Origin of the sequence: Streptomyces fodineus (genome assembly GCF_001735805.1) — a bacterium.
In the GTDB taxonomy this organism is placed as follows: domain Bacteria; phylum Actinomycetota; class Actinomycetes; order Streptomycetales; family Streptomycetaceae; genus Streptomyces; species Streptomyces fodineus.
The window spans coordinates 6,642,512-6,665,642 of record NZ_CP017248.1; the positions used below are offsets into that span (position 1 = coordinate 6,642,512).

A 23,131-nucleotide genomic window follows, 5' to 3' on the forward strand; every position below is an offset into this window, starting at 1 on the left:
CCGCGCGTGTTCGTCCTGCTCAGCGACGACAAGAACGCCACCACGAGGCTCAGCAGACCTGTGCGGCGCAGTCCGCGCAGGTGCCGAAGATCTCCACCGTGTGGGCCACGTTGACGTACCCGTGCTCCGCGGCGATCGCCTCGGCCCACTTCTCCACCGCGGGCCCCTCGACCTCCACCGCCTTGCCGCAGGCGCGGCAGACGAGATGGTGATGGTGTTCACCGGTCGAGCAGCGGCGGTAGACGGACTCGCCGTCGGAGGTGCGCAGTACGTCGACCTCGCCGGCCTCGGCGAGGGACTGCAGCGTGCGGTAGACGGTGGTGAGCCCGACCGCGTCACCCTTGTGTTTGAGCATGTCGTGCAGTTCCTGCGCGCTGCGGAACTCCTCGACCTCGTCAAGGGCCGCCGCCACGGCTGCACGCTGGCGGGTCGCGCGGCCCCTCACGGGCGGTCCAGCGGTCGTCACCGTTGTCTCCTCACGTCTCGCTTCTGCCCGGGCGGCCATTGTGCCAGCCCGGGCTGTCAGCGGTCAGGCGCCGATCTTGTCCCCGGCCCCTTCGATGGCCGGAATCGAGCACTCCGCCGGGTCCCCGGCGGGCCCGGCCGCGGTCGCCGCACGGGCGCGTCGGCGGGCCAACGGCGTGGCCAGGACGGTCAGCGCGACGAACGCGGCGATGGTCAGCAGGACGATCGTCGCGCCGGGCGGAACATCCTGGTAGAACGACGTCACCGTACCGCTGACCGTCACCGTCACCCCGATCCCGACCGCGATCGCGAAGGTCGCCGCGAAGCTCCGGGTGAGCACTTGCGCCGCCGCGACCGGCACCACCATCAGCGCGGAGATCAGGATCAGCCCGACGACCCGCATCGCGACGGCGACGGTGACCGCCGCCGTGACCGCCGTGAGCAGATTGAGCGCGCGCACGGGAAGGCCCGTCACCCGCGCGAACTCCTCGTCCTGGTTGACCGCGAAGAGCTGACGGCGCAGCCCCAGGGTCACCACGACCACGAACGCCGCCAGGACCGAGATGGCCGTCACGTCCGAGGGGGAGACCGTCGACAGCGAGCCGAACAGATACGAGCTGAGGTTGGCGTTGGACCCGCCCGGCGTGATGTTGACGAACATCACGCCGCCCGCCATACCGCCGTAGAAGAGCATGGCCAGTGCGATGTCGCCCCGGGCCTTGCCGTACCAGCGGACCAGCTCCATCAGGACCGAGCCGAGCGCCGAGACGGCCGTGGCCATCCACACCGGCGAGGCGTGCAGCAGGAAGCCCAGGCCGACGCCGGTCATCGCCACGTGGCCGATGCCGTCGCCCATCAGGGGCTGGCGGCGCTGCACCAGGTAGATGCCGATCGCGGGGGCCGTGATGCCGACCAGCACGGCGGCGAGCAGCGAGCGCTGCATGAAGTCGTAGGCGAGGAGGTCCATCAGCTCAGCAGTCCCGTCCGCAGGGGTTCCGCACCCGCCGGTGCGTGCGGGTGTACGTGGTCGTGGCCGGGGAGCGCGTGCTGGCCGACGGCCTGCGGAGGTGGGCCGTCGTGCAGGACGCAGCCGTCGCGCAGGACGACCGCCCGGTCGATCAGGGGCTCCAGGGGGCCCAGTTCGTGCAGGACGAGCAGGACCGTCGTACCGGAGCCGACTTGCTGCTCCAGCGTGCGGGCGAGCACCTCCTGGCTGGCCAGGTCGACGCCCGCCATCGGCTCGTCCATGATCAGCAGTTCGGGCTCGGCGACGAGGGCGCGGGCGATCAGGACGCGCTGGTGCTGGCCGCCGGAGAGGGCGCTGACCGAGTCCCTGGCGCGGTCGGCCATCCCGACCAGCTCCAGGGCCCGGTGCACGGCCTGGCGGTCGGCCTTGCGGAAGACGCCGAAGCGGGTGCGGGAGAGCCGGCCGGACGACACGATCTCGGTCACCGTCGCGGGCACCCCGCCCGCGGCCGTCGTCCGCTGGGGTACGTACCCCACACGCGCCCAGTCGCGGAAGGCGCGGCGCGGGGTGCCGAACAGCTCGATCGCGCCGCCGCTGACCGGGACCTGGCCGATGATCGTGCGGATCGCCGTGGACTTGCCGGAGCCGTTGGCGCCGAGCAGCGCGACGACCTCGCCGCGGCCGACGGTGAGATCGATGCCGCGCAGCACGGGACGTGCGCCGAGTTCGGCGGTCACCCCGCGCAGGGATATGACGGGTTCGCCGGTCATCTCGTGTCCCTTCACTTCGCGCCCAGTGCCTGCTGGAGCGCCTTGAGGTTGGCCTCCTGGACGGAGAAGTAGTCCTTGCCGCGGGACTTGGCCGTGATGCCCTCGATCGGGTCCAGCACGTCGGTCCTCAGGCCCGCGTCGTGCGCGATGGTCTTCGCGGTCTTGTCGCTGACGAGCGTCTCGTAGAAGACGGTGGAGACGCCGTCGGCCTTGGCCATCGTCTCCAGGTCCTTCACGCGCGCGGCGCTGGGCTCGGACTCGGGGTCGAGGCCGCTCACGGCCTCCTCGGTCAGTCCGTAGCGCTCGGCGAGGTAGCCGAAGGCGGCGTGGGTGGTGACGAAGACCTTGGTCTTCGTGTGCGCGAGGCCGTGCTGGAACCGCTGGTCCAGGCCGGTCAGCTGCTCGACCAGGGCCGTGGTGTTCTTCTTGTAGTCGGCGGCGTGCTTGGGGTCGGCCTTCTCGAAGGCCTTGCCGACGCCCTCGGCGACCTGGGCGTAGCGCACCGGGTCGAGCCAGATGTGCGGGTCCTTGGCCGAGGACTCCTCGTTGCTGTGGGTGTCGCGCGCGGCCGCGTGGCCGCCGACCTCGGTGCCGTGCTGTTCCAGCGTGGTCAGCGAGGCCGCGTCGATCTTCGTCTTGACCGGGGACTGGGCCACCGCGTCGTCGACGGAGGGCTGCAGGTTCTTCAGGTACAGGACCGCGTCGGAGTCCTGGAGCAGGGCGATCTGCTTGGGGCTGATCTCCAGGTCGTGCGGTTCCTGGCCGGGGGAGGTCAGACTGGTGACGTGGACGTGGGCCCCGCCGATCCGCTCGGCGAGGAAGGCCATGGGGTAGAAGGACGCGACGACGTCGAACCTGCCGGTGTTGGCCGCCTCCGCCCTGTCGCCGGAGCAGGCCGTGAGGGTGCCGAGGCCGAGGGCGGTCACGGCGGTGACCGCGGCGGCGGGTATGAGGCGTCGTCGTACGTTCATGACAGTCATTTTCAACAAACATGGAAACCGTTGTCAACAAGCGCCCGTGCGAGGCTGGTGGGAGCCAGGGGAGAGCCTTCAGGTGGGGGGCCGATTTGGTCGTGGGGGAGCCTGCGCCGGTAACCTGAATCATTCGCTGGAAGCATCTCGCTTCAACGCCCGTCGTCGTAATGAAGAGAGCACCGTGGCCGCCGACAAGATCGACACCATCGTCAGCCTGAGCAAGCGCCGTGGCTTCGTTTTCCCGTGCAGTGAGATCTACGGCGGACAGCGTGCCGCCTGGGACTACGGACCGCTGGGTGTCGAGCTCAAGGAGAACATCAAGCGCCAGTGGTGGCGCTACATGGTGACGTCGCGCGAGGACGTGGTCGGTATCGACTCGTCCGTCATCCTGGCCTCCGAGGTCTGGGTCGCGTCCGGCCACGTCGCCACCTTCACGGACCCGCTGACCGAGTGCACCGCGTGTCACAAGCGGTTCCGCGCCGACCACCTGGAAGAGGCGTACGAGGAGAAGAAGGGTCACGCCCCGGCGAACGGCCTGGCCGACATCAACTGCCCGAACTGCGGCAACAAGGGCCAGTTCACCGAGCCCAAGCAGTTCTCGGGGCTGCTGTCGACGCACCTCGGCCCGACCCAGGACAGCGGCTCGATCGCCTACCTGCGCCCGGAGACCGCCCAGGGCATCTTCACCAACTTCGCCCAGGTACAGACCACCTCGCGCCGCAAGCCGCCGTTCGGCATCGCCCAGATGGGCAAGTCCTTCCGCAACGAGATCACGCCGGGCAACTTCATCTTCCGCACCCGCGAGTTCGAGCAGATGGAGATGGAGTTCTTCGTCAAGCCGGGCGAGGACGAGAAGTGGCAGGAGTACTGGATGGAGCAGCGCTGGAACTGGTACACGGGCCTGGGCCTGCGTACTGAGAACATGCGCTGGTACGAGCACCCGAAGGAGAAGCTCTCCCACTACTCCAAGCGCACCGCCGACATCGAGTACCGCTTCCAGTTCGGCGGCTCGGAGTGGGGCGAGCTGGAGGGTGTCGCCAACCGGACCGACTACGACCTCGGCGCCCACTCCAAGGCCTCCGGCCAGGACCTCTCCTACTTCGACCAGGAGGCCGGCGAGCGCTGGACGCCGTACGTCATCGAGCCGGCGGCGGGTGTCGGCCGCACCATGCTGGCCTTCCTGCTCGACGCCTACGTCGAGGACGAGGCGCCGAACGCCAAGGGCAAGATGGAGAAGCGGACCGTGCTGCGGCTCGACCACCGGCTCGCCCCGGTCAAGGTCGCGGTTCTGCCGCTGTCCCGCAACCCCGAGCTGTCCCCGAAGGCCAAGGGTCTCGCCCAGGCGCTGCGGCAGCACTGGAACATCGAGTTCGACGACGCCGGTGCGATCGGCCGCCGTTACCGGCGCCAGGACGAGATCGGCACGCCGTACTGCGTGACCGTCGACTTCGACACGCTCGAGGACAACGCCGTGACCGTGCGCGAGCGTGACTCGATGAAGCAGGAGCGGGTTTCTCTCGACCAGATCGAGGGGTACCTCGCCGGGCGCCTGCTCGGCTGCTGACGTCGGCTCCACTCTTCCGCCCACCCACCTGCCCGACTCGCTCGGCCGGTGGGTGGGCGTTTTGGTACGGCCCGCCGGTGCTTCTTTGGCCCTGTCTCCCCGGCCCTCGCACGCGGCAGCCTGGCCGTATGAGCCTCGCCTTCCTGCTGACCACCCTCATTCTCGTGATCACCCCCGGCACCGGAGTCGTCTACACCCTCTCCGCCGCCCTTTCCGGCGGCCGCCGCGCGAGCGTCCTGGCCGCGCTGGCCTGCACGCTGGGGATCGTCCCGCATGTGCTCGCCACCGTGACCGGGCTCGCCGCGCTGCTGAACGCGAGTGCCACCGCGTTCCAGACGCTGAAGTACGCCGGTGTGGCCTACCTCCTGTACATGGCGTGGGCGACGCTGCGGGACAAGGGCGCGATCACCGTCGAGGAGGGCGGTGCACCGCGCCCGGCGGGCCGCGTGATCCTCCGGGGTGTCCTGATCAACCTGCTCAACCCCAAGCTGACCCTGTTCTTCTTCGCCTTCCTGCCCCAGTTCGTGAACCCCGACGAGCCGCACGCCCTGGCGCGCATGCTGGGACTGAGCGGGGTGTTCATGGCGCTGACCTTCGTCGTCTTCACCCTGTACGGCGTCCTCGCCGCCTCCGTGCGCGACCTGATCACCTCCCGGCCGGCGGTCACGGCCTGGATGCGCCGGAGCTTCGCCGGGTCCTTCCTGGCGCTCGGCGCCAAGCTCGCCCTCACCGCCCGCTGAGACCCAACGCCCCTGCAATGCCCTGACGTTGTCGCCGAACATCCAGTTCTTCGCGTGGCCACCTTCATGCCCCTGGACTGACAGATATTGAAATCTGTCATCTGTCATGCCAATGTGAAGGGCATGACGATGCGAAACCGAAGCCTCGGAACCACCGGACCCGCCGTCTCCGCCCTCGGCCTCGGCTGCATGGGCATGTCCGCGCTGTACGGCGACGCCGACCGCGCGGAGTCGATCGCGACCGTCCACGCCGCCCTGGAGGCGGGTGTCACCCTGCTGGACACCGGTGACTTCTACGCCATGGGGCACAACGAGATGCTGATCGGCGAGGCCCTGCGTACCGCCCCGGCCGCCCTCCGCGAGCAGGCTCTGACCAGCGTGAAGTTCGGCGCCCTGCGCGACCCGGAGGGCAACTGGGCGGGCTACGACGGCCGCCCGGCCGCGGTGAAGAACTTCGCCGCCTACTCCCTGCAGCGCCTCGGCGTCGACCACATCGACGTCTACCGGATCGCCCGCCTCGACCCCGACGTGCCGATCGAGGAGACCGTCGGCGCGATCGCCGAACTGATCGAGAAGGGGTACGTCCGGCACGTCGGCCTGAGCGAGGTCGGCGCCGAGACGATCCGCCGGGCCGCAGCCACCGCCCCCGTCGCCGACCTGCAGATCGAGTACTCGCTGATCAGCCGGGGCATCGAGCGGGACATCCTGCCGGCCACCCGCGAGCTGGGCATCGGCATCACCGCGTACGGCGTGCTCTCCCGCGGCCTGATCTCCGGGCACTTCGCCCGCGACCGGCAGCTGGCCGCGACCGACTTCCGCGCCCACTCGCCCCGCTTCCAGGGCGAGAACCTCCAGCACAACCTGAACCTGGTCGAGGCCCTGCGCAAGATCGCCGAGCAGAAGGGCGTGACGGTCGCCCAGATCGCCATCGCCTGGGTGCTCGCCCGCGGTGAGGACATCGTGCCGCTGATCGGCGCCCGCACCCGCGAGCGGCTCGGCGAGTCGCTGGGCGCGCTGGACGTGACCCTGGACGCGGCCGATCTCGCGGCGATCGAGGAGGCCGTACCGGCACACGCGGCGGCCGGCGACCGCTACCCGACCGCGCAGATGGCGCACCTCGACAGCGAGCGCTGACCGTGGCGCCAGGTACGGTCTGAGACATGGCACCGCCCACCGAGACCCTGACCGCCGAGCGCATCCTCGAAGCGACCGAGGAGGTGCTGCGCCGCCACGGCCCCGCCAAGGCCACCGTGGTGGACGTGGCCCGCGCGCTCGGCGTCAGCCACGGCAGTGTGTACCGGCACTTCCGCACCAAGGCGGCGCTGCGCGAGGCCGTCACCAAGCGCTGGCTGGACCGGACGTCCGAGAAGCTCGCGGGGATCGTCGTGGCGGACGGCACCCCCGAGGAGCGGCTGCGGGCCTGGCTCGCGGCGCTGTTCGAGGCCAAACGGCACAAGGCGGGCGACGACCCGGAACTCTTCGCCACCTACACCGTGCTGGCCGACGAGAACGGCACGGCGGTCGGCGAGCACATCGCCGACCTGACCGCGCAGCTGACCCGGATCATCATGGAAGGGGCCGGGTCGGGCGCCTTCGCGGTGCCCGACCCGGCCGCCGCGGCCCGGGCCGTCTTCCAGGCCACCGGCCGTTTCCACGACCCCTGCTACGCCCGGGAATGGACGGCTCCCGGAGTCGACGAGGAGTTCACGGCCGTCGTGGACCTGCTGATACGGGGGCTCAGGTCACCGTCACCGTGACGGTGGGTGAGTAGACCTTTCCGGACTTGGTCGCGCTCCCGACCCGCAGTGTGTGCGTGCCCTTCTTGCTGAGCTTGGCGGTGATCGCGTACGAACTGCCCGACTTCACCTTGCCGCTGGCGCTCACGGGCACCCACTTGCCGTTCGACAGCTGCTGGAGCACCAGCGGGGAGCCGACCTTCAGGCCCTTGGTGCGTCCCGTGAACAGCACGCTCTGTCCGGCCTTCACCGAGGTCGGCTTGGCCGTGAGGGTGATCGAGGCCATCCCGGTCGTCGGGCTGGTCGTGGGGGAGGTCGTGGGGGAGGGGGTGACAGTGGCGGCGAAGGCTCCGGCCGTTCCGCCGGAGAGCAGCGCCACGGAGAGTGCACCCGCTCCGAGCGCGAGGCCGTAGCGATGGCGGAGTACCGAGGTCATATCTCTCTCCTGTCGCTCGATGAACCTCTACAAGGCTGGACCGGGTTTCCGGAACCGGCCACTCGAGCGGGAAAGAGCGCAGGTCAAGTGCTGTATGGCGGCCTGGCGTCGCTACTTCGACGGCTGCGGGGCCGCCGGATCGACCGTCGCCTGATGAGCCTCGGCCAGATGCTCCTGCGCCTTCAGCCACGGCAGGAACTGCGCGCCCCTGCGCCAGCCGCATGTGTCGCATCTGATCGTGCGCTGCACCCCCGTGCGCTGTACCCGGACGACGTGCTCCCGGCCGTGCTGGTCCCAGCGGCTGACCTTGCTCGTGCTGTTGCCCTGCGGCATGGCGCCTCACGCCTCCTTGAATCCGGAACACCCCGGCCGGGACAGGAGTGTGCAGCAATACGAACATCAACAGGGAGAGCTTCACACGGAGTTGTCCAAGCCGTGCCCGGAGCCGCCCGCCCCGGCCCCGGCTCAGCCGACCTCGCGCGGCAGCCGCAGGCTGAGCAGCCCGGTCAGCACGACCCCCGCCAACTGCACCAGCAGCGTGGTGACCAGCGCGTCCCGCATCCCCATGCTCGGCACCAGGGTGAGGAACAGGGTGCCGAGGGTGGCCACGCCGAGCGCGAGCGCGGACTGCTGGGTGGTGACCATCACACCGCTGCCGACTCCGGCCCGGGCGGGCGGCACCTCGGACATCACGATCCGGAACACATTGGGCAGTTGGAGCGCCTGCCCGGCACCGGCCACGGCGGCACCCGGCAGCAGCGAGACGAAGTCCAGGTGCGGCCAGTCCCGCCACGCCGCCAGCACGATCAGCAGCACGCCGACGCCCTGGACCACCGCGCCGGCGGTGACGACCCGGGTGCCGTGACGGGCTGTCAGCCGGGGCCCGGCGAGGGAGACGAACAGGAACACCACGGCCATCGGCGCGAGCGCGAGCCCGGCCGGGACCGGGCCGAGCCCGGCGCCCTTCTGCAACGCCAGCGCGATGACGAACATGAACCCGCTGAAGCCGATGGAGAACGGCAGGATCAGCGCCAGACCGCGCCGCAGCGAGGCCAGCGCCAGCAGACTCGGCGGCACCAGCGGGGTCCGCCCCGCCCGGTCGGCCCGCCGCTCCACGGTCCAGAACGCACCGGCGGCGAACGGGAACGCGGCCAGCGACAGCCACGTCCACAGCGGCCAGCCCGCGGACCGGCCCTCGGTGAGCGGGGCGAGCAGCGTCAGCAGGGACGCCGCGAGCAGGACGGTGCCGGGCCCGTCGACGGGCTCGGGGTGCTGCGACCGGGTCTCGGGCACGACCCGCACGGCGAGCACCAAACCGAGGGCGACCACGGGCACGTTGACGAGGAACACGGACCGCCAGCCGGTCCCGGCGACATCGGCGGCGACGAGCACGCCGCCGAGTATCTGCCCGGCGACCATGGACAGTCCGGCGGTCGCGCCGTAGAGGCTCATGGCCTTCGCCCGGCGCGCGCCGCGCGTGGTGGCCTGGATGGTGGCGAGCACCTGCGGCAGCATCGCGGCGGCCGACGCCCCCTGCGCGACCCGCGCCGCGACCAGGCTCCAGGCGTCCGGCGCAAGACCGCAGGCCAGCGAGGTGAGTCCGAACGCGGCCATGCCGCCGAGGAACAGCCGGCGCCGCCCGAACAGGTCCCCGAGCCGCCCGCCGAGCACCAGCAGCACGGAGTACGCGACCCCGTACCCGGCCACGACCAGTTCCAGCATGGCCTCGCCCGCGGCGAGATCGGTGCCGATGGCCGGCAGGGCGACATTGACGATGAAGAAGTCGACCAGCGGCAGCGCCGCGGCCAGCAGTACGGTGAACAGCCCGAGCCCGCCGAGTGCGGGTGGTGCGGCCGTCGTACGGACGACCGGGGTGGTGACGGTTTCACTCATGTCCCCGAGCCTGCGCCACCGCCCAGACTGGTACCAGAGTCTCCTGATCCTGGTAGAAGAAATACCTGGCAACAGGATGACGGCCGGGGCACCCTGGGATGATGACGACCATGGCCTCGGACCGAGAGACCGCCCCGCAGCCGACCCGGCGCGCGGAGATCCGGCGGCACGAACTGGCCGCCTTCCTGCGCAGCCGCCGTGAGCGGATCAGTCCCGAGCAGGTGGGGCTGCCGCGTGGCGCCCGGCGTCGTACGCCCGGGCTGCGCCGGGAGGAGGTCGCGCAGCTCTCCGCGGTCGGCGTCACCTGGTACACCTGGCTCGAACAGGCCCGGGACATCCAGGTGTCCATCCAGGTCCTGGACGCCCTGGCCCGCACCCTGATGCTGGACACCAGCGAGCGCGCCCACCTCTTCCAGCTCGCCGGCGCCACCGATCCGACGCCCGCCGCGAGCTGTCCGAGCGTCACCCCGGCCCTGTGCGAGATGCTGCGCCAACTGGAGCCGATCCCGGCCTGCATCCAGAACAGCCGGTACGACATCCTCGCCTACAACCGCACCTACGGCCGCCTCCTGTGCGACCTGGACGCGATTGCGCCGGAGGACCGCAACTGCATGCTCCTCGTGTACACGAACCGGGAGTGGCAGGAGTCGGTCGTCCACCTGGAGGAGACCCAGCGCCTGATGGCCGCCCGGCTGCGCGCCTCGCTCGCCGGCCACCTCGGCGAGCCGGCCTGGAAGATGCTCCTCAAGCGCCTGGCGGCGGATTCCCCCAAGTTCCGTGAGAACTGGGAGCGTTACGAGGTGGTCGGCAGCCGCACCAAGACCAAGGAGTTCCTCAACGCCCACGTCGGGCACCTCAAGCTGGAGCACACGGATCTGTGGCTGGGCCCCGAACACGGCGCCCGCATGGTGACGTACACCCCGGCCGACGAGGAGAGCCGGCAGCGGCTGGAGAAGCTGTACGACCTCGCACTCGGCGGGGTCTGACACCCGCTAGCCGCGCCCGGAGGCCCCCACCGGCTGGCGGATCTCCGGCGACTCCAGCTTCTCGGCCGTCCGTTCGGCGGTGCGGTGGGCCCAGCGGCCGCTGGTGAGGAGGCCCAGGGCGAGGACGGCCAGGCCGCAGGCGGTGAGGATCCACCAGCCGGGGCGAGCGGCCGGGACGAAGGTGTCGCGGAAGGCGGACGTGTGGATGCCGGCGGCCAGGACCGCGCCGACCACCGCGACGCCGAGCGTCTGGCCCAGCTGCCTGCTGGTGGAGGCGACCGCGGCGGCGACCCCGGCCTGGGCGCGGGGCATGCCGGAGACGGCCGTGTTGGTGATCGGCGCGTTGACGAAGCCGAAGCCGATGCCGAACAGGACGTAGCCGAGCAGGAGGGTGGTGTTCGACGTCTCCGCCTCGAAGGCCGCGAAGAGGACACCGCTCGCCGTCATCGCCGTACCGGCGATCAGCAGGGGGAGGCGGGGGCCGCGGCTGCCCACCAGGCGGCCGGACAGCGGCGCGCACAGGAAGGTCGGCGCGGCCATCGGCAGCATCCACAGGCCCGCGTGCAGGGCGTCCAGGCCGCGGACGTTCTGCAGGTAGAGCGTGGACAGGAAGAGGAAGCCGCCCAGCGCCGCGAACGCGCTGATCGCGATCACCGTGGCGCCGCTGAACGGCGCCGAGTGGAAGAAGCGCAGGTCGATGAGGGGTTCGGTGCGCCGGGGCTCGTACCAGAGCAGGCCGAGGAGGGCGGCGAGGGCGACCGCCGCGAAGGCGGCCACCGCGCCCGGGCCCGAGTCGGGCGCCTCGATGATCGCGTACGTCAGCGAGCCGAACAGGGCGATGACCAGGAGCTGGCCGACCGGGTCGGGGCGGCGGGCCTTGGGCGCGCGGGACTCGGGCACGAAGCGGAGGGTGAGCAGCAGGGCGGCGAGGCCGACCGGGAGGTTGATCCAGAAGATCGCGCGCCAGCTCACCGACTGCACCAGCAGCCCGCCGACCAGCGGGCCCGCCGCCATGGATATGCCGACCACCGCACCCCACGCACCGATCGCGCGGGCCCGCTCCCGGGCGTCGGTGAAGGTGTTGGTGATGATCGACATGGCGACCGGGTTGAGCATCGAGCCGCCGATCGCCTGCACCATCCGGAACACCACCAGCAGGGACAGGTTCGGTGCGAGCGAGCACAGCAGCGAGCCGACGGAGAAGACCACCAGGCCGGTCATGAAGACCCGCTTGCGGCCGACCCGGTCGGCCGTCGACCCCGCGAGCATCAGCAGCGAGGCCAGCACCAGTGTGTAAGCGTCGATCGTCCACTGCAGGCCTGAGGTGGTGGCGTGCAGATCGCGCTGCATGGACGGCAGCGCCACGTTCAGCACGGTGTTGTCCAGGCTCACGATCAGCAGGCTCATGCAGCAGATCGCGAGTACCAGCAGACGGCGGCGAGGGCTCAACTCGGGCATGGTTCCATCGTAGCGGATATCAATAGTGTGTCTAACTAATTACAGATACACGATCTTGGCGACCGTGCGACCGGGAGCCCCGGCTCAGCCCAGTACCCGGGGTAGGCGCAGGCCAAGCCACCCCAGCCCCACGAGTCCCCCTGCCTGCACCGCCAGCACCACGGCCAGCGCCTCCCGCATGCCGAGACCCGGGACCAGGGACAGGAACAGCGAGCCGAGCGCCGCGACCCCGACGGCCAGGCAGGACTGCTGGAGCGTGGCCGCGAGCCCGCTGCCCGCGCCCGCCAGCCGCGCCGGGATCGCCGCGAGCAGGATCCGGTAGTACAGCGGCAGTTGAAGGCCCTGGCCGAACCCGCACAGCACCAGGCTGGGGGAGAGGGCGAGCGGGCTCAGGTGCGGCCAGGGGCCCAGCAGCGCGGTCGCCGTCACCGTCGCGAGCCCCGCGATGTGCACCACCGCCGCCAGCGCCACCGCCCGCCCGCCGAACCGCCGTACGGCTCGCGGCGCCAGCATCGACGCCGCGAACTGCGCCACCCCCATCGGCACCAGCGTCAGCCCCGCCCGCAACGCCCCGTAGCCGAGGCCCTGCTGCAGGGTCACCGCGCTCACGAACATCCACCCGGCGAAACCGACGAACACCGGCAGACCCAGCAGCAGGCCCCGGCGGACCTCCGGCGCGGTGAGCAGGGACGGCGGCAGCAGCGGGCTGCCACCGGCCCGCTCGCCCCGCCGCTCCACGCCGTAGAACCCCGCCGCGAGCGGCGGCGCCGCGCACAGCAGCAGCACCGACCACAGCGGCCAGCCCGCCGCCCGGCCCTCGGTCAGCGGCAGCAGCAGCGCGATCAGGGCCGCCGCCAGCAGCGCCGTACCGGCGAGATCGCCGCGCGCGGGCCGCTCCGCCCGGCTGTCCGGCACCGCCCGCAGCGCACACAGCAGGGCGGCGACGGCCACCGGCACGTTCACCAGGAACACCGCGCGCCAGCCGGTGCCCGCGAGATCCGCGGCGAGGAGCACCCCGCCCAGCACCTGCCCGAGGACGACGGACACCCCGCCGACCGAGCCGTACAGGGCGACCGCGCGGGCCCGCCGCTCGCCGGACGTCGTGGCGTGGATGGTGGCCAGCACCTGCGGCAGCAGCAGCGCCGACGCGGCACCCTGCGCGACCCGCGCCCCCACCAGCCACCAGGCGCCCGGCGCAAGACCGCCGGCCAGCGAGGTCAGCCCGAAGGCGGCCACACCCCACAGGAACAGCCGCCGCCGGCCGAAACCGTCACCGAGCCGGCCGCCGAGGACCAGCAGCACGGCGTACGCCACCGCGTACCCGGCCACCACCATCTCCAGCGTGGCCGGCGGGGCGTGCAGATCGTGCTCGATCGTGGGCAGGGCGACATTGACGATGAAGAAGTCGATCATCGGCAGCGCCGTGCCCAGCAGGAGGGTGAGCAGCCCGAGCGGGGTGAGGGCGCGCGGCGGGGCCGCCGTCACCGGGGGTGTGGTCGTCGTGGTCATGCCCTCGACCCTGCGCCCCCGCCCAGCCGGGTACCAGGCGGTGCTCATCCAGGTACCGGCACCAACTGGAACCGGGGTACGAGGGCACGGCACCCTTGATCACATGACCGTCGCAGCGCCGGAACAGCACCGGGAACCGAGCCAGCACATCCGGCGCCGGGAACTCGCCGCCTTTCTGCGCAGCCGGCGGGAGCGGATCACCCCCGAGCAGGTCGGCCTGCCGCGCGGCCCGCGCCGCCGCACCCCCGGCCTGCGCCGGGAGGAGGTCGCCCAGCTCTCCGCGGTCGGCGTCACCTGGTACACCTGGATCGAACAGGCCCGCGCCACCCATGTCTCCGCCCAGGTGCTGGACGCCGTCGCCCGCGCCCTGCTCATGGACCCCACCGAGCGCGCCCACCTCTTCGCCCTCGCCGGAACCGCCGACCCGCGCACCGAGGCCGAGTGCACGGTCGCCGCCAAGTCGGCGATCAAGGTCGTCGAACGGCTCGCGCCCTACCCCGCCTCCCTGCAGAACGCCCGCTACGACGTCCTCGCCGCCAACCGCCCCTTCGCCCAGCTCTTCGGCGACCTCGCCGAGCTGCCCCGGGCCGAGCGGAACTGTCTGTGGCTGCTGGCCACCAGCGAGCGCTGGAAGCGGGACTTCCTCGACCGTGACGAGATGCTGCGCGACCTCATCGCCAAGTACCGGGTGGCCATGGCCGAGCATGTGGCCGAGCCCGTGTGGAAGGAGCACCGGGACCGGCTGCTGGCGGCTTCCGAGGAGTTCCGCGCGCTGTGGGAACGGCACGAGGTCGCCCCGTTGTCCCCGCACGTCAAGCGGTACCGGCACCCGGTGGTCGGCCTGGTCCGCCTGGAGCACCGCACCATGTGGCTGGCCCCGCAGTCACCGGCCCACCGGGTGGTCGCGTACATCCCCGCCGACGAGGAGACCGAGGAGCGGCTGGAGCGGCTGGCGGAGCTGGCGGAGGAGTGAGGGACAATGGGGGCTCGCCCCTGTGCCGTAGATCCGTCCCGGAGCCCTGACGATGACCCACCCGCTCTCCATCGGCCCGCACGCCGTCGTACCGCCCGTCGTGCTCGCACCCATGGCGGGGATCACCAACGCGCCCTTCCGCACCCTGTGCAGGGAGTTCTCCGGCGGAAAGGGCCTGTTCGTCAGCGAGATGATCACGACCCGGGCGCTGGTCGAGCGCAATGAGAAGACCATGCAGCTGATCAGGTTCGACGCGAGCGAGCGGCCGCGTTCGATCCAGCTGTACGGCGTCGACCCGGCGACCGTCGGCAAGGCCGTCCGCATGATCGCGGAGGAGGACCTGGCCGACCACATCGACCTGAACTTCGGCTGCCCGGTCCCCAAGGTCACCAGGAAGGGCGGCGGCTCGGCCCTGCCGTACAAGCGGAACCTGCTGCGGGCGATCCTCCGGGAGGCCGTGAGCGGCGCCGGAGACCTGCCGGTGACCATGAAGATGCGCAAGGGCATCGACGACGATCACATCACCTACCTCGACGCCGGCCGCATCGCCGTCGAGGAGGGCGTCACGGCGATCGCCCTGCACGGCCGTACGGCCGCCCAGCACTACGGCGGCACCGCCGACTGGGACGCCATCGCGCGCCTGAAGGAGCACGTCCCGGAGATCCCCGTGCTCGGCAACGGCGACATCTGGTCGGCCGGGGACGCGCTGCGGATGGTGCGGGAGACCGGGTGCGACGGTGTGGTCGTGGGCCGTGGGTGCCTGGGGCGGCCGTGGCTGTTCGCGGACCTGGTCGCCGCCTTCGAGGGGCGTACGTCCTTCGCGCGGCCGGCGCTCCGGGAAGTCGCCGACGTCATGGTCCGGCACGCCACCCTGCTCGGGGAGTGGACCGGCGACGAGTCCAAGGGCGTGGTCGACTTCCGCAAGCATGTCGCCTGGTACCTGAAGGGCTTCGCGGTCGGCTCCGAGATGCGTAAGCGCCTCGCGATCACGTCCTCGCTGGCCGAACTCCGGGCCGGGCTGGACGAGCTGGACCTCGACCAGCCGTGGCCGGCCGGCGCGGACGGGCCGCGCGGCCGTACGTCCGGCAACAACCGGGTGGTGCTGCCGGACGGCTGGCTGAAGGACCCGTACGACTGCGCGGGGGTCGGCGAGGACGCGGAGCTGGATGCGTCGGGCGGCTGATCAGTTCGTCTTCGGATGCGGCGTCGAACCGAACGCCGTCAGGAAGCGGTCGCGGAAGGCACTCATCTGCCACACCGGGGCGTTGTGCGCGGGACGCAGACCGTCGGTCCAGTTCCAATTCGCGAGCTTGTCCAGCACCTTCGGGTCCTTCGCGACGATCGACACCGGTACATCACGGCTGGCGTGATTGCCGCTGACGTGGGCGTTCGGCTGGTGGTCACCGAGGAAGACCAGCACGGTGTTCTCGTTGCCGTAGCGCTCCAGCCACTGGGTCAGGGCCGTCACCGTGTACTGCACGGACTTGCCGTACTCCTCCTTGGAGTGCCTGTCGTCGGTGAGGGTGTAGGAGGCAGGGTTGCCGGCCTTCTCGATGCCGTTGAAGACCGAGCCGTCGCCCAGCTGGTCCCAGCCGACCATCTTGGGGATCGGCGCCCAGGGCGTGTGGCTGGAGGTGAGGATCAGGAAGGACATCCGCGACTTGCCGTCGGCGGGCTTCTTGCTGTGCACCCGGTCCTGGTACTGCTGCAGGGTGTACTGGTCGGGCATGGTCGACCAGCTGAACTTCGGTCCCTTGTAGCCGAGTTCGAAGGCGTTGTAGACCTTGTCGAGGCCGTACCACTTCTGCTCCGGCCACCCCTTCTGCACCCCCGGCATGACGCCGACCGTGTCGAAGGCACCCGTCTTCTTGAACGCGTCGGTCAGGCTCATGTGGTCGCTGGCCATGACCGTGCGGTAGCGCTGCTGGTTGCTGATCCACAGGCCCGACATGGTGGTGGAGTGGCCGAGCCAGCTGCTGCCGCCGTAGGTCGCCGAGGTCAGCCAGCCGCTCTTGGCGTGGAAACCGGCCTTGGCCAGGGCCTTGGTGCGGGCGTCGAGGGTGCTGTCGACGCCGGGCGCCATGATCGGGTCCTCGACCGCGCTGCGGCCGTAGCTCTCGATGAACGTGAAGATCATGTCCTTGCCGCGCAGATCCGGGACCAGCTGGCTGCCCGGGGTGTTCCCGAAGGCGTCCACCTTGGCGACCTTCCGGAACTCCGCCTCGTCCTTGAGCGTGGCCGAGACCAGGTGCGCCTGGGCCTTCAGCGCGGTGGCGGTGTTGTCGGCGGCGAGCGGTACGCCGGACAACTGGAGGCCGAGGGAGGAGGAGGTGATCCAGACGACCCCGGCGACCAGCGTGCCCCGGGTCGCGATGCCGGGGTGCCGGGCCAGCAGGTTGCTCAGCCGCACCATGGACAGCGCCAGCAGCACGAACAGGAGCAGGACGACGGCGATCACACCGGCCACGGCGGCCAGGGTCTTCGTACGGCCGAGCGAGTCCTCCAGATACGACTCCGCGTCCCCGAACAGGCTCCAGTCGAGAACGACGTTGAAGCCGCGGCCGAGGTATTGCTTGAAGCCCATGTCGAGCGCGTTCAGCACGGTCATCGCGGCCAGCGCGACCCCGGACACGGCTGCCAGCACCACCCGCGGCCGGCGTGGCAGCGCGATCATCACGGCCGCCCCGATCACGGCCTCCGCCGGTACCCGCACAAACTGCGAAGGCTCCAGCTGCCCCACGGAGTTCGGCATCACCAGGGCGGCGACGACGAGCGCGGCGGCGAGCACGGTGACCGTGACCGACAGCGCCTCGACGGCGGCCGGATGCTCCGCGCGCCGGCGCCGGATCCACGCCGAGCAGGCGGTCCAGGGGCGCGGGAAGGGGCGGCTCGGGCCGGGTTGGAGGGCGGCGGGCGGCTTCGGCTCGGCCTCTTCGGCTTCCACTCCAGCTGATTCGCGCGTGCTCATGTCCTGGGACAACCCGGCGTCCTTCCCTGCGAGACCCGATCTGCAGTCCCGTACGACGACGTCGCCGCCCCTGTTCACGGGCGCCGGGCAAACACCTGGCAAACGCTCGCCCCAGCGGCCCTACACCCCGCCCACCGCCGTCAGCAGGGCAAGCGGCGCCGCGGCCGACCGGGACTCCCGCACACACGCGTGCGGATAGGGCACCGGCTCCGGATGCGTGTCCCGCCCGTACCCCGCCAAGACCTCCGGCAGCCGGTATCCCGCCACGGCCGCCGCGTCGACCAGCGCATGGGCGACCGTGCGCGCCTCGTCGTGCAACCCGTACCGGGCAAGCCCCAGCGTGATCAGCGCGTTGTCATGCGGCCACACGGAACCACGGTGATAGGACAGCGGATGGTACGCCGGCTGCCCGGAGGCCAGCGTCCGCACACCCCACCCGGAGAAGAAGTCCGGCTCCAGCAGCCGTCGGCCCACCACCTCGCCGTACTCCTTGTCCAGCAGCCCGGACCACAGCAGATGCCCCGCGTCGGAGCCCAGCGCGTCGATCTGGCGGCCCTGACCGTCCAGCGCGAGCGCCGGGAAGGAGTGCTCCCGCATCCAGAAGTCCCGCTGGAAACGGTCCCTCAGATCGGCGGCGGCCTGCTCCAGCAGCGCGCCGTACGTCTCGTCGCCCCACGTTCCCCGCGCCAGCCACGCCGTGCGGCGCAGCGCGTCGTACGCATAGCCCTGCGCGCCCGCCGCCATCACCGCGCCGGTGGGCCGGCTGCCGTCGGCGCAGCAGATCGCGCCGGGGGAGTCCTTCCAGTTCTGGTTGGCGAGACCGCCCTCGTCGGCGCGGTAGACGAGGTAGCCGCGGGACGTGAGACCGCCGTGGTCGAGCATCCAGGCGACGGCGGCACGCGCGTGCCGCTCCAGGCGGCGGGCCAGCTCCGCGTCCCCGGTCCGCTCGACATACGCGCCGAGCAGGATCAGGAACAGCGGGGTGGCGTCGACCGAGCCGTAGTACCGCCCGAACGGCACCTGCCCGAAGTGCGCCAGCTCGCCGTGCCGTACCTCGTGCACGATCTTGCCGGGCTGGGCGACCGGGGACGGGCCGGTGCCGTTCGCCTGGGTCGCGGCGAGCGCGGGCAGCGTGGCGGCGGCCAGTTCCGGGCGGTACGGCAGCGCGAACAGGGAGGTGAGCAGGGCGTCCCGGGCGAGGAGGGTGAGGAACCAGGGGGCGCCACCGGCCGGGACGCGCACTTCCTCGCCGTCCGGTCCGGTGGCCGGCACCTGGAGCGCCGCCAGGTCGGCGAGGCCCCGCGCGCAGGCCGCCGCGAGCTCCGGCCAGCCGGTCGGGAAGGCGACGCCCTCCACGAACTCCCCTTCCAGGGCGAGGAGTTGCTCGTGTACGGCGGAGGGGTCGCGCGGCACCCGTACGGCCCGCTTCTCGCCGTGCGGGCGGGCGATCACCCGCAGCACCAGCTCGGTCGTACCGTGTGCGTCCAGTTCGAGGTCCCACACCAGGCGGCGGGCACCCGTGCCGGTCTCCTCCACGGCGTCGGGAGCGGGCTCGGCCGTGATGGTCGTACAGGACCGCCATTCGGCGCGCCGGTAGGTGAACTCGATGCCGTCGTCGAGGACTTCGCGGGAGCGTACGGCGCCGGCCTTGGCGTAGGTGCGGTGGTCGGCGCGGAGTTCGAACTGGTCGGTGAAGTCGGCGTCGGCGGTGATGGCGAGCCGGACGGTGGTGGGCACCGGGCGGTTGCTGGTGACCCGGAGCGATTCCACGAACGAGCTGTCGCCGACCGCCTGCCGGCGGAAGAGGGTGTGCGCCGGGGGCTCCTGCCGGCCACCGCGCGGGACCAGGACACAGCGGGCCGCGTCACCGTCGGCCACCGGGGTGAGCACTTCGGGCACGGCGCCGTCGACGGTGAGCTGCCAGCGGCTGAGGTGCCGGGCATCCCGTACGAATAACCCGTCGGGGGAGCCGCTGCCCCGGACTCCGCTGATGTCGCCCCGGTCGCCCACGGCGGCGAACGTCACCCCGTGCACGAGCAGATGATGCCGGTCCGTCATCCCCGGTCGCCTCCTTCTTCACTTCTGTCGAACGTGCCGGTGGCCGGCTTGGACACGCCCGCGCCGGGGCGCTTGGGAAGGTCTTTGTGCAGCTCGTGATGCAGGTCGAGGGCGAGCGCCGCGGTCCAGCCGAAGCCGGTCGCCCCGCAGGCCGCGCCGGTGTACGGGTCGACGTACTCGGCGAAGTCCGACGCTTCGGCGAACTGCAGCACGGCCGCGCGCAGGGCATCGGCCAAGGCCGCCTCCCCGTGCGTGCGCAGACCCCGCTCCAGCAGCCAGCTGGTGTTGAACCACGCCGGGCCGCGCCAGTACCGGTGCGGATCGAAGGCCTCGCCGAGAAGGTCGTAGCTGGGGACGAGCCGGGTGCGATCGCCCAGCCCGAAGTGCGGCCCGCACAGGGTACGGACGAGCGCGGCGACGACCTCACGCGGCAGCCCGGGAAGCAGAAGCGGCACCAGCCCGGATACGCCCCGCTCCGGGATCAGCCCGGAGGAGCCGGGCCCGTACCCCGCTCCGCAGGCACCCGCCTCGCCGGTCGGACCCGGGGCGCGTTGCTCGTGGCTCGGCTTGGAGATGCCCCGGTCGCCGGTCGGTCCGGAGGCGCGCGGTTCGCCGGTCGGCCTGGAGGCGTGCGGTTCGCTGATCGGTCCGGAGGCGCGCGGTTCGCTGGTCGGCCTGGAGGCGCGCGGTTCGCCGGTCGGTCCGGAGGCGTGCGGTTCGCTGGTCGGTCCGGAGACGCGCTGCTCGTGGGTCGGGCCGGAGGTGCCTCGCTCGCCGGTCGGTCCGGAGACGCGCTGCTCGTGGGTCGGTCCGGAGGCGCCCGGTTTGCCGCTCAGATCCGGGGCGCGTTGCTCGTGGCTCGGCTTGGAGATGCCCCGGTTGACGGTCGGCCCGGATGCGGGCGGTTCGTCGGCCGGTCCGGAAGCGCCCCGCGCGTCGGTCGGTCCGGACACCCCCCGCTCCCGGACCAGCCCACCACCCCGCAGGTCCCGGCACAGGAACATCCCCGCCGCCGGATCCCACAGCCGCTCCACCAGCACAGCCGTCAGGCGTTCGGCGCGGGTGTGGCGGGCGGTGCCGGGGGCGCCCAGTTCCTCGGCGATCTGGGCCAGTGCGTGTTCGGAGGCGATGAGCAGGGCGTTGAAGGAGGGGTCCTCGACGGCGAACTCCGCGCCGCCGGCCCCGCCCCTCCCGCCCGTCCCGTCCCGGTATCCGGCGTCCCGGTAGTCCGCGGCCAGCCGCACGTACCGCCCGTAGTCCAGATCCGTCGGCCGGTCCTCGGGGCGCCGTGGGCGAGGTCGGCGCGGCGGAAGGAGCGGGCCGGGGTCGGGGTGATCCGGGCGAGCGGGGTGTCCCAGCAGGGGCTGTTGTCCATGCCCTGCTCCCAGGGGTGGACCACCGACACCAGCCCGGCGCCGCCCAGGTCCCGGCGGTGCAGCAGATAGCGGTGCCAGGCGGCGAGCCGCGGGTACACCCGGGCCAGAAAGCCGCGCGCCCGGGACAGACCGGGGTCGGCGCGGTGCACCAGCCAGGCGGCCAGGGCGTGGACCGGTGGCTGCACGATCCCCGACGTCTGTACGGTGCACGGGGCGCCCGCCGCGCGACCGGCGGTGGAGGAGCGCCAGAAGTCGGGGCTGGGGAAGTACGCGTCGAACGGTACGGAGGGGTTGAAGACGATGTGCGGGACGCGTCCGTCGGCCCACTGGGCGGCCAGCAGCGTCTCCAGCTCGGTCTGGGCCCGCAGCGGCGACAGATGCCTCAACCCGATCGCGATGAACGCCGAGTCCCAGGACCACTGGTGCGGATACAGGCTCCGGGAGGGGACCGTCGAGCCGCCCGTCCAGTTCGCGTCGAGCACCCGCACCGCCCTGACGTGCAGGGACGCGCCGCAGGCGGGGGGATCGGATGCGATCTCGTATGCCGCGGGAGGGGCGGTGAGCTGCGTGCTGCGATCCACTCGGGGCTCCCCGAAGCCGAAGACGCCCGGCCGGACGACCGGGGTTTGGTGGTAACCGTCGTGAGGTTACGTCCATTTAACACGCAAAACTCAATATGTAATGCAGGCTTGGGAAACACAAGGGGGTGCGCATGAACGGAAGTCCGGAGAGAGTCCGCAGAGCCGGCGGCCAGGCCGGCGCCGGAGAGCTGCTCGAACTCGTCCGCAGCGGGCGGGCGGTGACGCGCGGTGCGCTCCAGCAGGCGACCGGACTGTCCCGGGCGACCGTCGGCCAGCGCCTGGACCGGCTGTTCCGGGCGGGCTGGCTGCGCGAGGGCGCCGGCGGCCCCGTCGACTCGCCGCTCGGTGGCCGCCCCTCCATCACCCTGGAGTTCGACGACGCCCACTGCGTCGTCCTCGCCGCCGACCTCGACACCCGGCACGCCCGCGCGGCCGTTCTCACCCTGACCGGCGAGATCCTGGCCGAACACGCCGGGCCGCTGGTGGTCGGGGAAGGCCCGGAGGTCGTGCTGGCCGAACTGGGCCGCTGGTTCGGCGAGTTGCTGGAGAAGACCGGGCGCCCCGCGGCGGACGTCTGCGGCATCGGGCTCGCCGCGCCCGGCCCGGTGGACACCGGGACCGGCCGGGTGGTGCAGCCGCCGATGATGCCGGGCTGGGACGGCTACGACATAACGGGCCGCCTCTGCCGCGCCTTCACCGAGCACACCGGCGCCCCAGCCGTCCCCGTCCTCGTCGACAACGACGCGAACCTGATGGCGTACGGCGAACAGCGCGCCGGCCACCCCGACTGCGCGGCCTTCGTCCTGGTCAAGGTGTCCACGGGCATCGGCGCCGGGGTGGTCGTGGACGGCGCGATCTACCGGGGGATCGACGGCGGCGCGGGCGACATCGGGCACATCCGGGTCGGCGCGGACGCGCTGTGCCGCTGCGGTTCGTACGGCTGTCTCGCCGCCGTCGCGAGCGGAGGCGCCGTGGCCCGGCGGCTCGCGGAGAGCGGGGTGCCGGCCGCCTCCGGCGCGGACGTACGGGACCTGCTGGCCGCCGGGCATCCTCAGGCGGCGGCGCTGGCCCGGGAGGCGGGCCGCCGGGTCGGGGACGTCCTGGCCACGGTCGTCACCCTCCTCAACCCGGGCGTGCTGATGATCGCGGGCGATCTGGCCGGAACGCCCTTCCTCACCGGTGTGCGCGAGCTGCTCTACCAGCGGGCGCTGCCGCGCTCCACGGCCCACCTGGACGTCGTCACCTCCCGGCTGGGGGAGCGGGCCGCGCTCATCGGAGCGGGGGCGCTGGTCGTGGACCACCTCTACGCGCCGGAGCGGGTGGAGGAGCGGCTGCGGGCGCTGGGCGTGTGACAGGGACGCCGGGGCGTGTGACGTGGGTGTTTCCGGGTACCGGGAAGCGGTCCGCATGGTGAAATCCCGCACACTGTGGCAGCGTGATTCTCGCCACCCTTGATAAGGGTTGCGCTCAGATGAGCGGATCATGAGCGGCTGCACTTCTCCAAGGGGTGGCACTGGGTGCCACCCCTTGACCGTTCATCGACCGAAATCAGACGTGCAGTATGACCGCTCATCTGAGCGATAAACCCCGTGTCTGAGGGTGCTTGAGTTCAAGAAGTGAACACATCTTGGTCCGCTGGCTTGCCAAGCCTTGACTTTCGATCCGCTGGCGGACGAC

General features: G+C 71.6%; 20 protein-coding genes and 1 pseudogene. 8 read left to right on the forward strand and 13 right to left on the reverse strand.

Going from position 1 to position 23,131, the window contains the following annotated elements; translation table 11 throughout:
• Positions 1–49 precede the first annotated feature (49 nt).
• From BFF78_RS28465 to BFF78_RS28480, 4 genes are all read right to left on the reverse strand, one after another.
• Complete coding sequence (locus tag BFF78_RS28465; protein WP_069781009.1) at positions 50–466, reverse strand: Fur family transcriptional regulator; 417 nt, start codon at positions 464–466, stop codon at positions 50–52.
• 63 nt (positions 467–529) lie between these two features.
• The gene (locus BFF78_RS28470) at positions 530–1,432 is read right to left on the reverse strand and encodes a metal ABC transporter permease (protein WP_069781010.1); all 903 of its coding nucleotides are present in this window, start codon (positions 1,430–1,432) and stop codon (positions 530–532) included.
• Positions 1,432–2,202 carry a metal ABC transporter ATP-binding protein gene (locus BFF78_RS28475; protein WP_069781011.1) on the reverse strand — a complete coding sequence of 257 codons (771 nt, stop codon included), beginning with the start codon at positions 2,200–2,202 and terminating at the stop codon, positions 1,432–1,434. The genes BFF78_RS28470 and BFF78_RS28475 overlap by 1 nt, the downstream gene beginning before the upstream one ends.
• Before the next feature lie 11 nt (positions 2,203–2,213).
• Complete coding sequence (locus BFF78_RS28480) at positions 2,214–3,173, reverse strand: metal ABC transporter substrate-binding protein (protein ID WP_069781012.1); 960 nt, start codon at positions 3,171–3,173, stop codon at positions 2,214–2,216.
• Positions 3,174–3,357: 184 nt separating this feature from the next.
• Here BFF78_RS28480 and BFF78_RS28485 point away from each other — a divergent pair, with 184 nt between their 5' ends.
• The 4 genes from BFF78_RS28485 to BFF78_RS28500 all read left to right on the forward strand — a co-directional run bounded on the left by BFF78_RS28485 (position 3,358) and on the right by BFF78_RS28500 (position 7,237).
• Complete coding sequence (locus BFF78_RS28485; RefSeq protein ID WP_069781013.1) at positions 3,358–4,740, forward strand: glycine--tRNA ligase; 1,383 nt, start codon at positions 3,358–3,360, stop codon at positions 4,738–4,740.
• Between the two features lie 128 nt (positions 4,741–4,868).
• Entirely contained in the window at positions 4,869–5,480 is a 612-nt protein-coding gene (locus BFF78_RS28490; RefSeq protein WP_069781014.1) for a LysE family translocator, read from the forward strand.
• Between the two features lie 123 nt (positions 5,481–5,603).
• Positions 5,604–6,614 carry an aldo/keto reductase gene (locus BFF78_RS28495; protein ID WP_069781015.1) on the forward strand — a complete coding sequence of 337 codons (1,011 nt, stop codon included), beginning with the start codon at positions 5,604–5,606 and terminating at the stop codon, positions 6,612–6,614.
• 26 nt (positions 6,615–6,640) lie between these two features.
• Positions 6,641–7,237, forward strand: a complete 597-nt coding sequence (locus BFF78_RS28500; RefSeq protein ID WP_069781016.1) for a TetR/AcrR family transcriptional regulator — start codon at positions 6,641–6,643, stop codon at positions 7,235–7,237.
• Here the strand turns inward: BFF78_RS28500 and BFF78_RS28505 are convergent.
• From BFF78_RS28505 to BFF78_RS28515, 3 genes are all read right to left on the reverse strand, one after another.
• Complete coding sequence (locus BFF78_RS28505; protein ID WP_069781017.1) at positions 7,218–7,652, reverse strand: hypothetical protein; 435 nt, start codon at positions 7,650–7,652, stop codon at positions 7,218–7,220. The two genes, BFF78_RS28500 and BFF78_RS28505, sit on opposite strands and share 20 nt — an antisense overlap.
• A gap of 111 nt (positions 7,653–7,763) precedes the next feature.
• A complete protein-coding gene (locus BFF78_RS28510; protein ID WP_069781018.1) occupies positions 7,764–7,985 on the reverse strand; it encodes a hypothetical protein in 222 nt (73 codons plus the stop codon).
• Positions 7,986–8,117: 132 nt separating this feature from the next.
• Entirely contained in the window at positions 8,118–9,545 is a 1,428-nt protein-coding gene (locus tag BFF78_RS28515; RefSeq protein WP_069781019.1) for an MFS transporter, read from the reverse strand.
• 101 nt (positions 9,546–9,646) lie between these two features.
• Here BFF78_RS28515 and BFF78_RS28520 point away from each other — a divergent pair, with 101 nt between their 5' ends.
• Entirely contained in the window at positions 9,647–10,531 is an 885-nt protein-coding gene (locus BFF78_RS28520) for a helix-turn-helix transcriptional regulator (protein ID WP_069783869.1), read from the forward strand.
• Positions 10,532–10,537: 6 nt separating this feature from the next.
• Here the strand turns inward: BFF78_RS28520 and BFF78_RS28525 are convergent, their stop codons facing one another.
• Together BFF78_RS28525 and BFF78_RS28530 are read right to left on the reverse strand one after the other, a co-directional pair.
• Positions 10,538–11,989 carry an MFS transporter gene (locus BFF78_RS28525; protein WP_069781020.1) on the reverse strand — a complete coding sequence of 484 codons (1,452 nt, stop codon included), beginning with the start codon at positions 11,987–11,989 and terminating at the stop codon, positions 10,538–10,540.
• An 84-nt stretch (positions 11,990–12,073) separates the two neighbouring features.
• Complete coding sequence (locus tag BFF78_RS28530; RefSeq protein ID WP_069781021.1) at positions 12,074–13,498, reverse strand: MFS transporter; 1,425 nt, start codon at positions 13,496–13,498, stop codon at positions 12,074–12,076.
• 103 nt (positions 13,499–13,601) lie between these two features.
• Here BFF78_RS28530 and BFF78_RS28535 point away from each other — a divergent pair, with 103 nt between their 5' ends.
• Both BFF78_RS28535 and dusB read left to right on the forward strand, forming a co-directional pair.
• Positions 13,602–14,471, forward strand: coding sequence for a helix-turn-helix transcriptional regulator (locus BFF78_RS28535; RefSeq protein WP_069781022.1), 870 nt, complete (start codon positions 13,602–13,604; stop codon positions 14,469–14,471).
• Between the two features lie 52 nt (positions 14,472–14,523).
• Positions 14,524–15,654 (forward strand): tRNA dihydrouridine synthase DusB, encoded by a 1,131-nt coding sequence (gene dusB, locus BFF78_RS28540; RefSeq protein WP_069781023.1) that lies wholly within the window; start codon positions 14,524–14,526, stop codon positions 15,652–15,654.
• On the opposite strand, the gene BFF78_RS28545 is transcribed toward dusB, so the two are convergent.
• The 4 genes and pseudogenes from BFF78_RS28545 to BFF78_RS50230 all read right to left on the reverse strand — a co-directional run.
• Complete coding sequence (locus tag BFF78_RS28545) at positions 15,655–17,439, reverse strand: sulfatase-like hydrolase/transferase (RefSeq protein ID WP_418346695.1); 1,785 nt, start codon at positions 17,437–17,439, stop codon at positions 15,655–15,657.
• 120 nt (positions 17,440–17,559) lie between these two features.
• Complete coding sequence (locus BFF78_RS28550; RefSeq protein ID WP_069781024.1) at positions 17,560–19,497, reverse strand: amylo-alpha-1,6-glucosidase; 1,938 nt, start codon at positions 19,495–19,497, stop codon at positions 17,560–17,562.
• Positions 19,494–20,741 (reverse strand): MGH1-like glycoside hydrolase domain-containing protein, encoded by a 1,248-nt coding sequence (locus BFF78_RS48450; protein WP_227025949.1) that lies wholly within the window; start codon positions 20,739–20,741, stop codon positions 19,494–19,496. The genes BFF78_RS28550 and BFF78_RS48450 overlap by 4 nt, the downstream gene beginning before the upstream one ends.
• 110 nt (positions 20,742–20,851) lie before the next feature.
• Positions 20,852–21,454, reverse strand: a pseudogene (locus tag BFF78_RS50230) (MGH1-like glycoside hydrolase domain-containing protein); the annotation flags it as partial.
• 131 nt (positions 21,455–21,585) lie between these two features.
• Here BFF78_RS50230 and BFF78_RS28565 point away from each other — a divergent pair.
• A complete protein-coding gene (locus BFF78_RS28565) occupies positions 21,586–22,806 on the forward strand; it encodes an ROK family protein (RefSeq protein WP_193433552.1) in 1,221 nt (406 codons plus the stop codon).
• Positions 22,807–23,131: the final 325 nt, after the last annotated feature.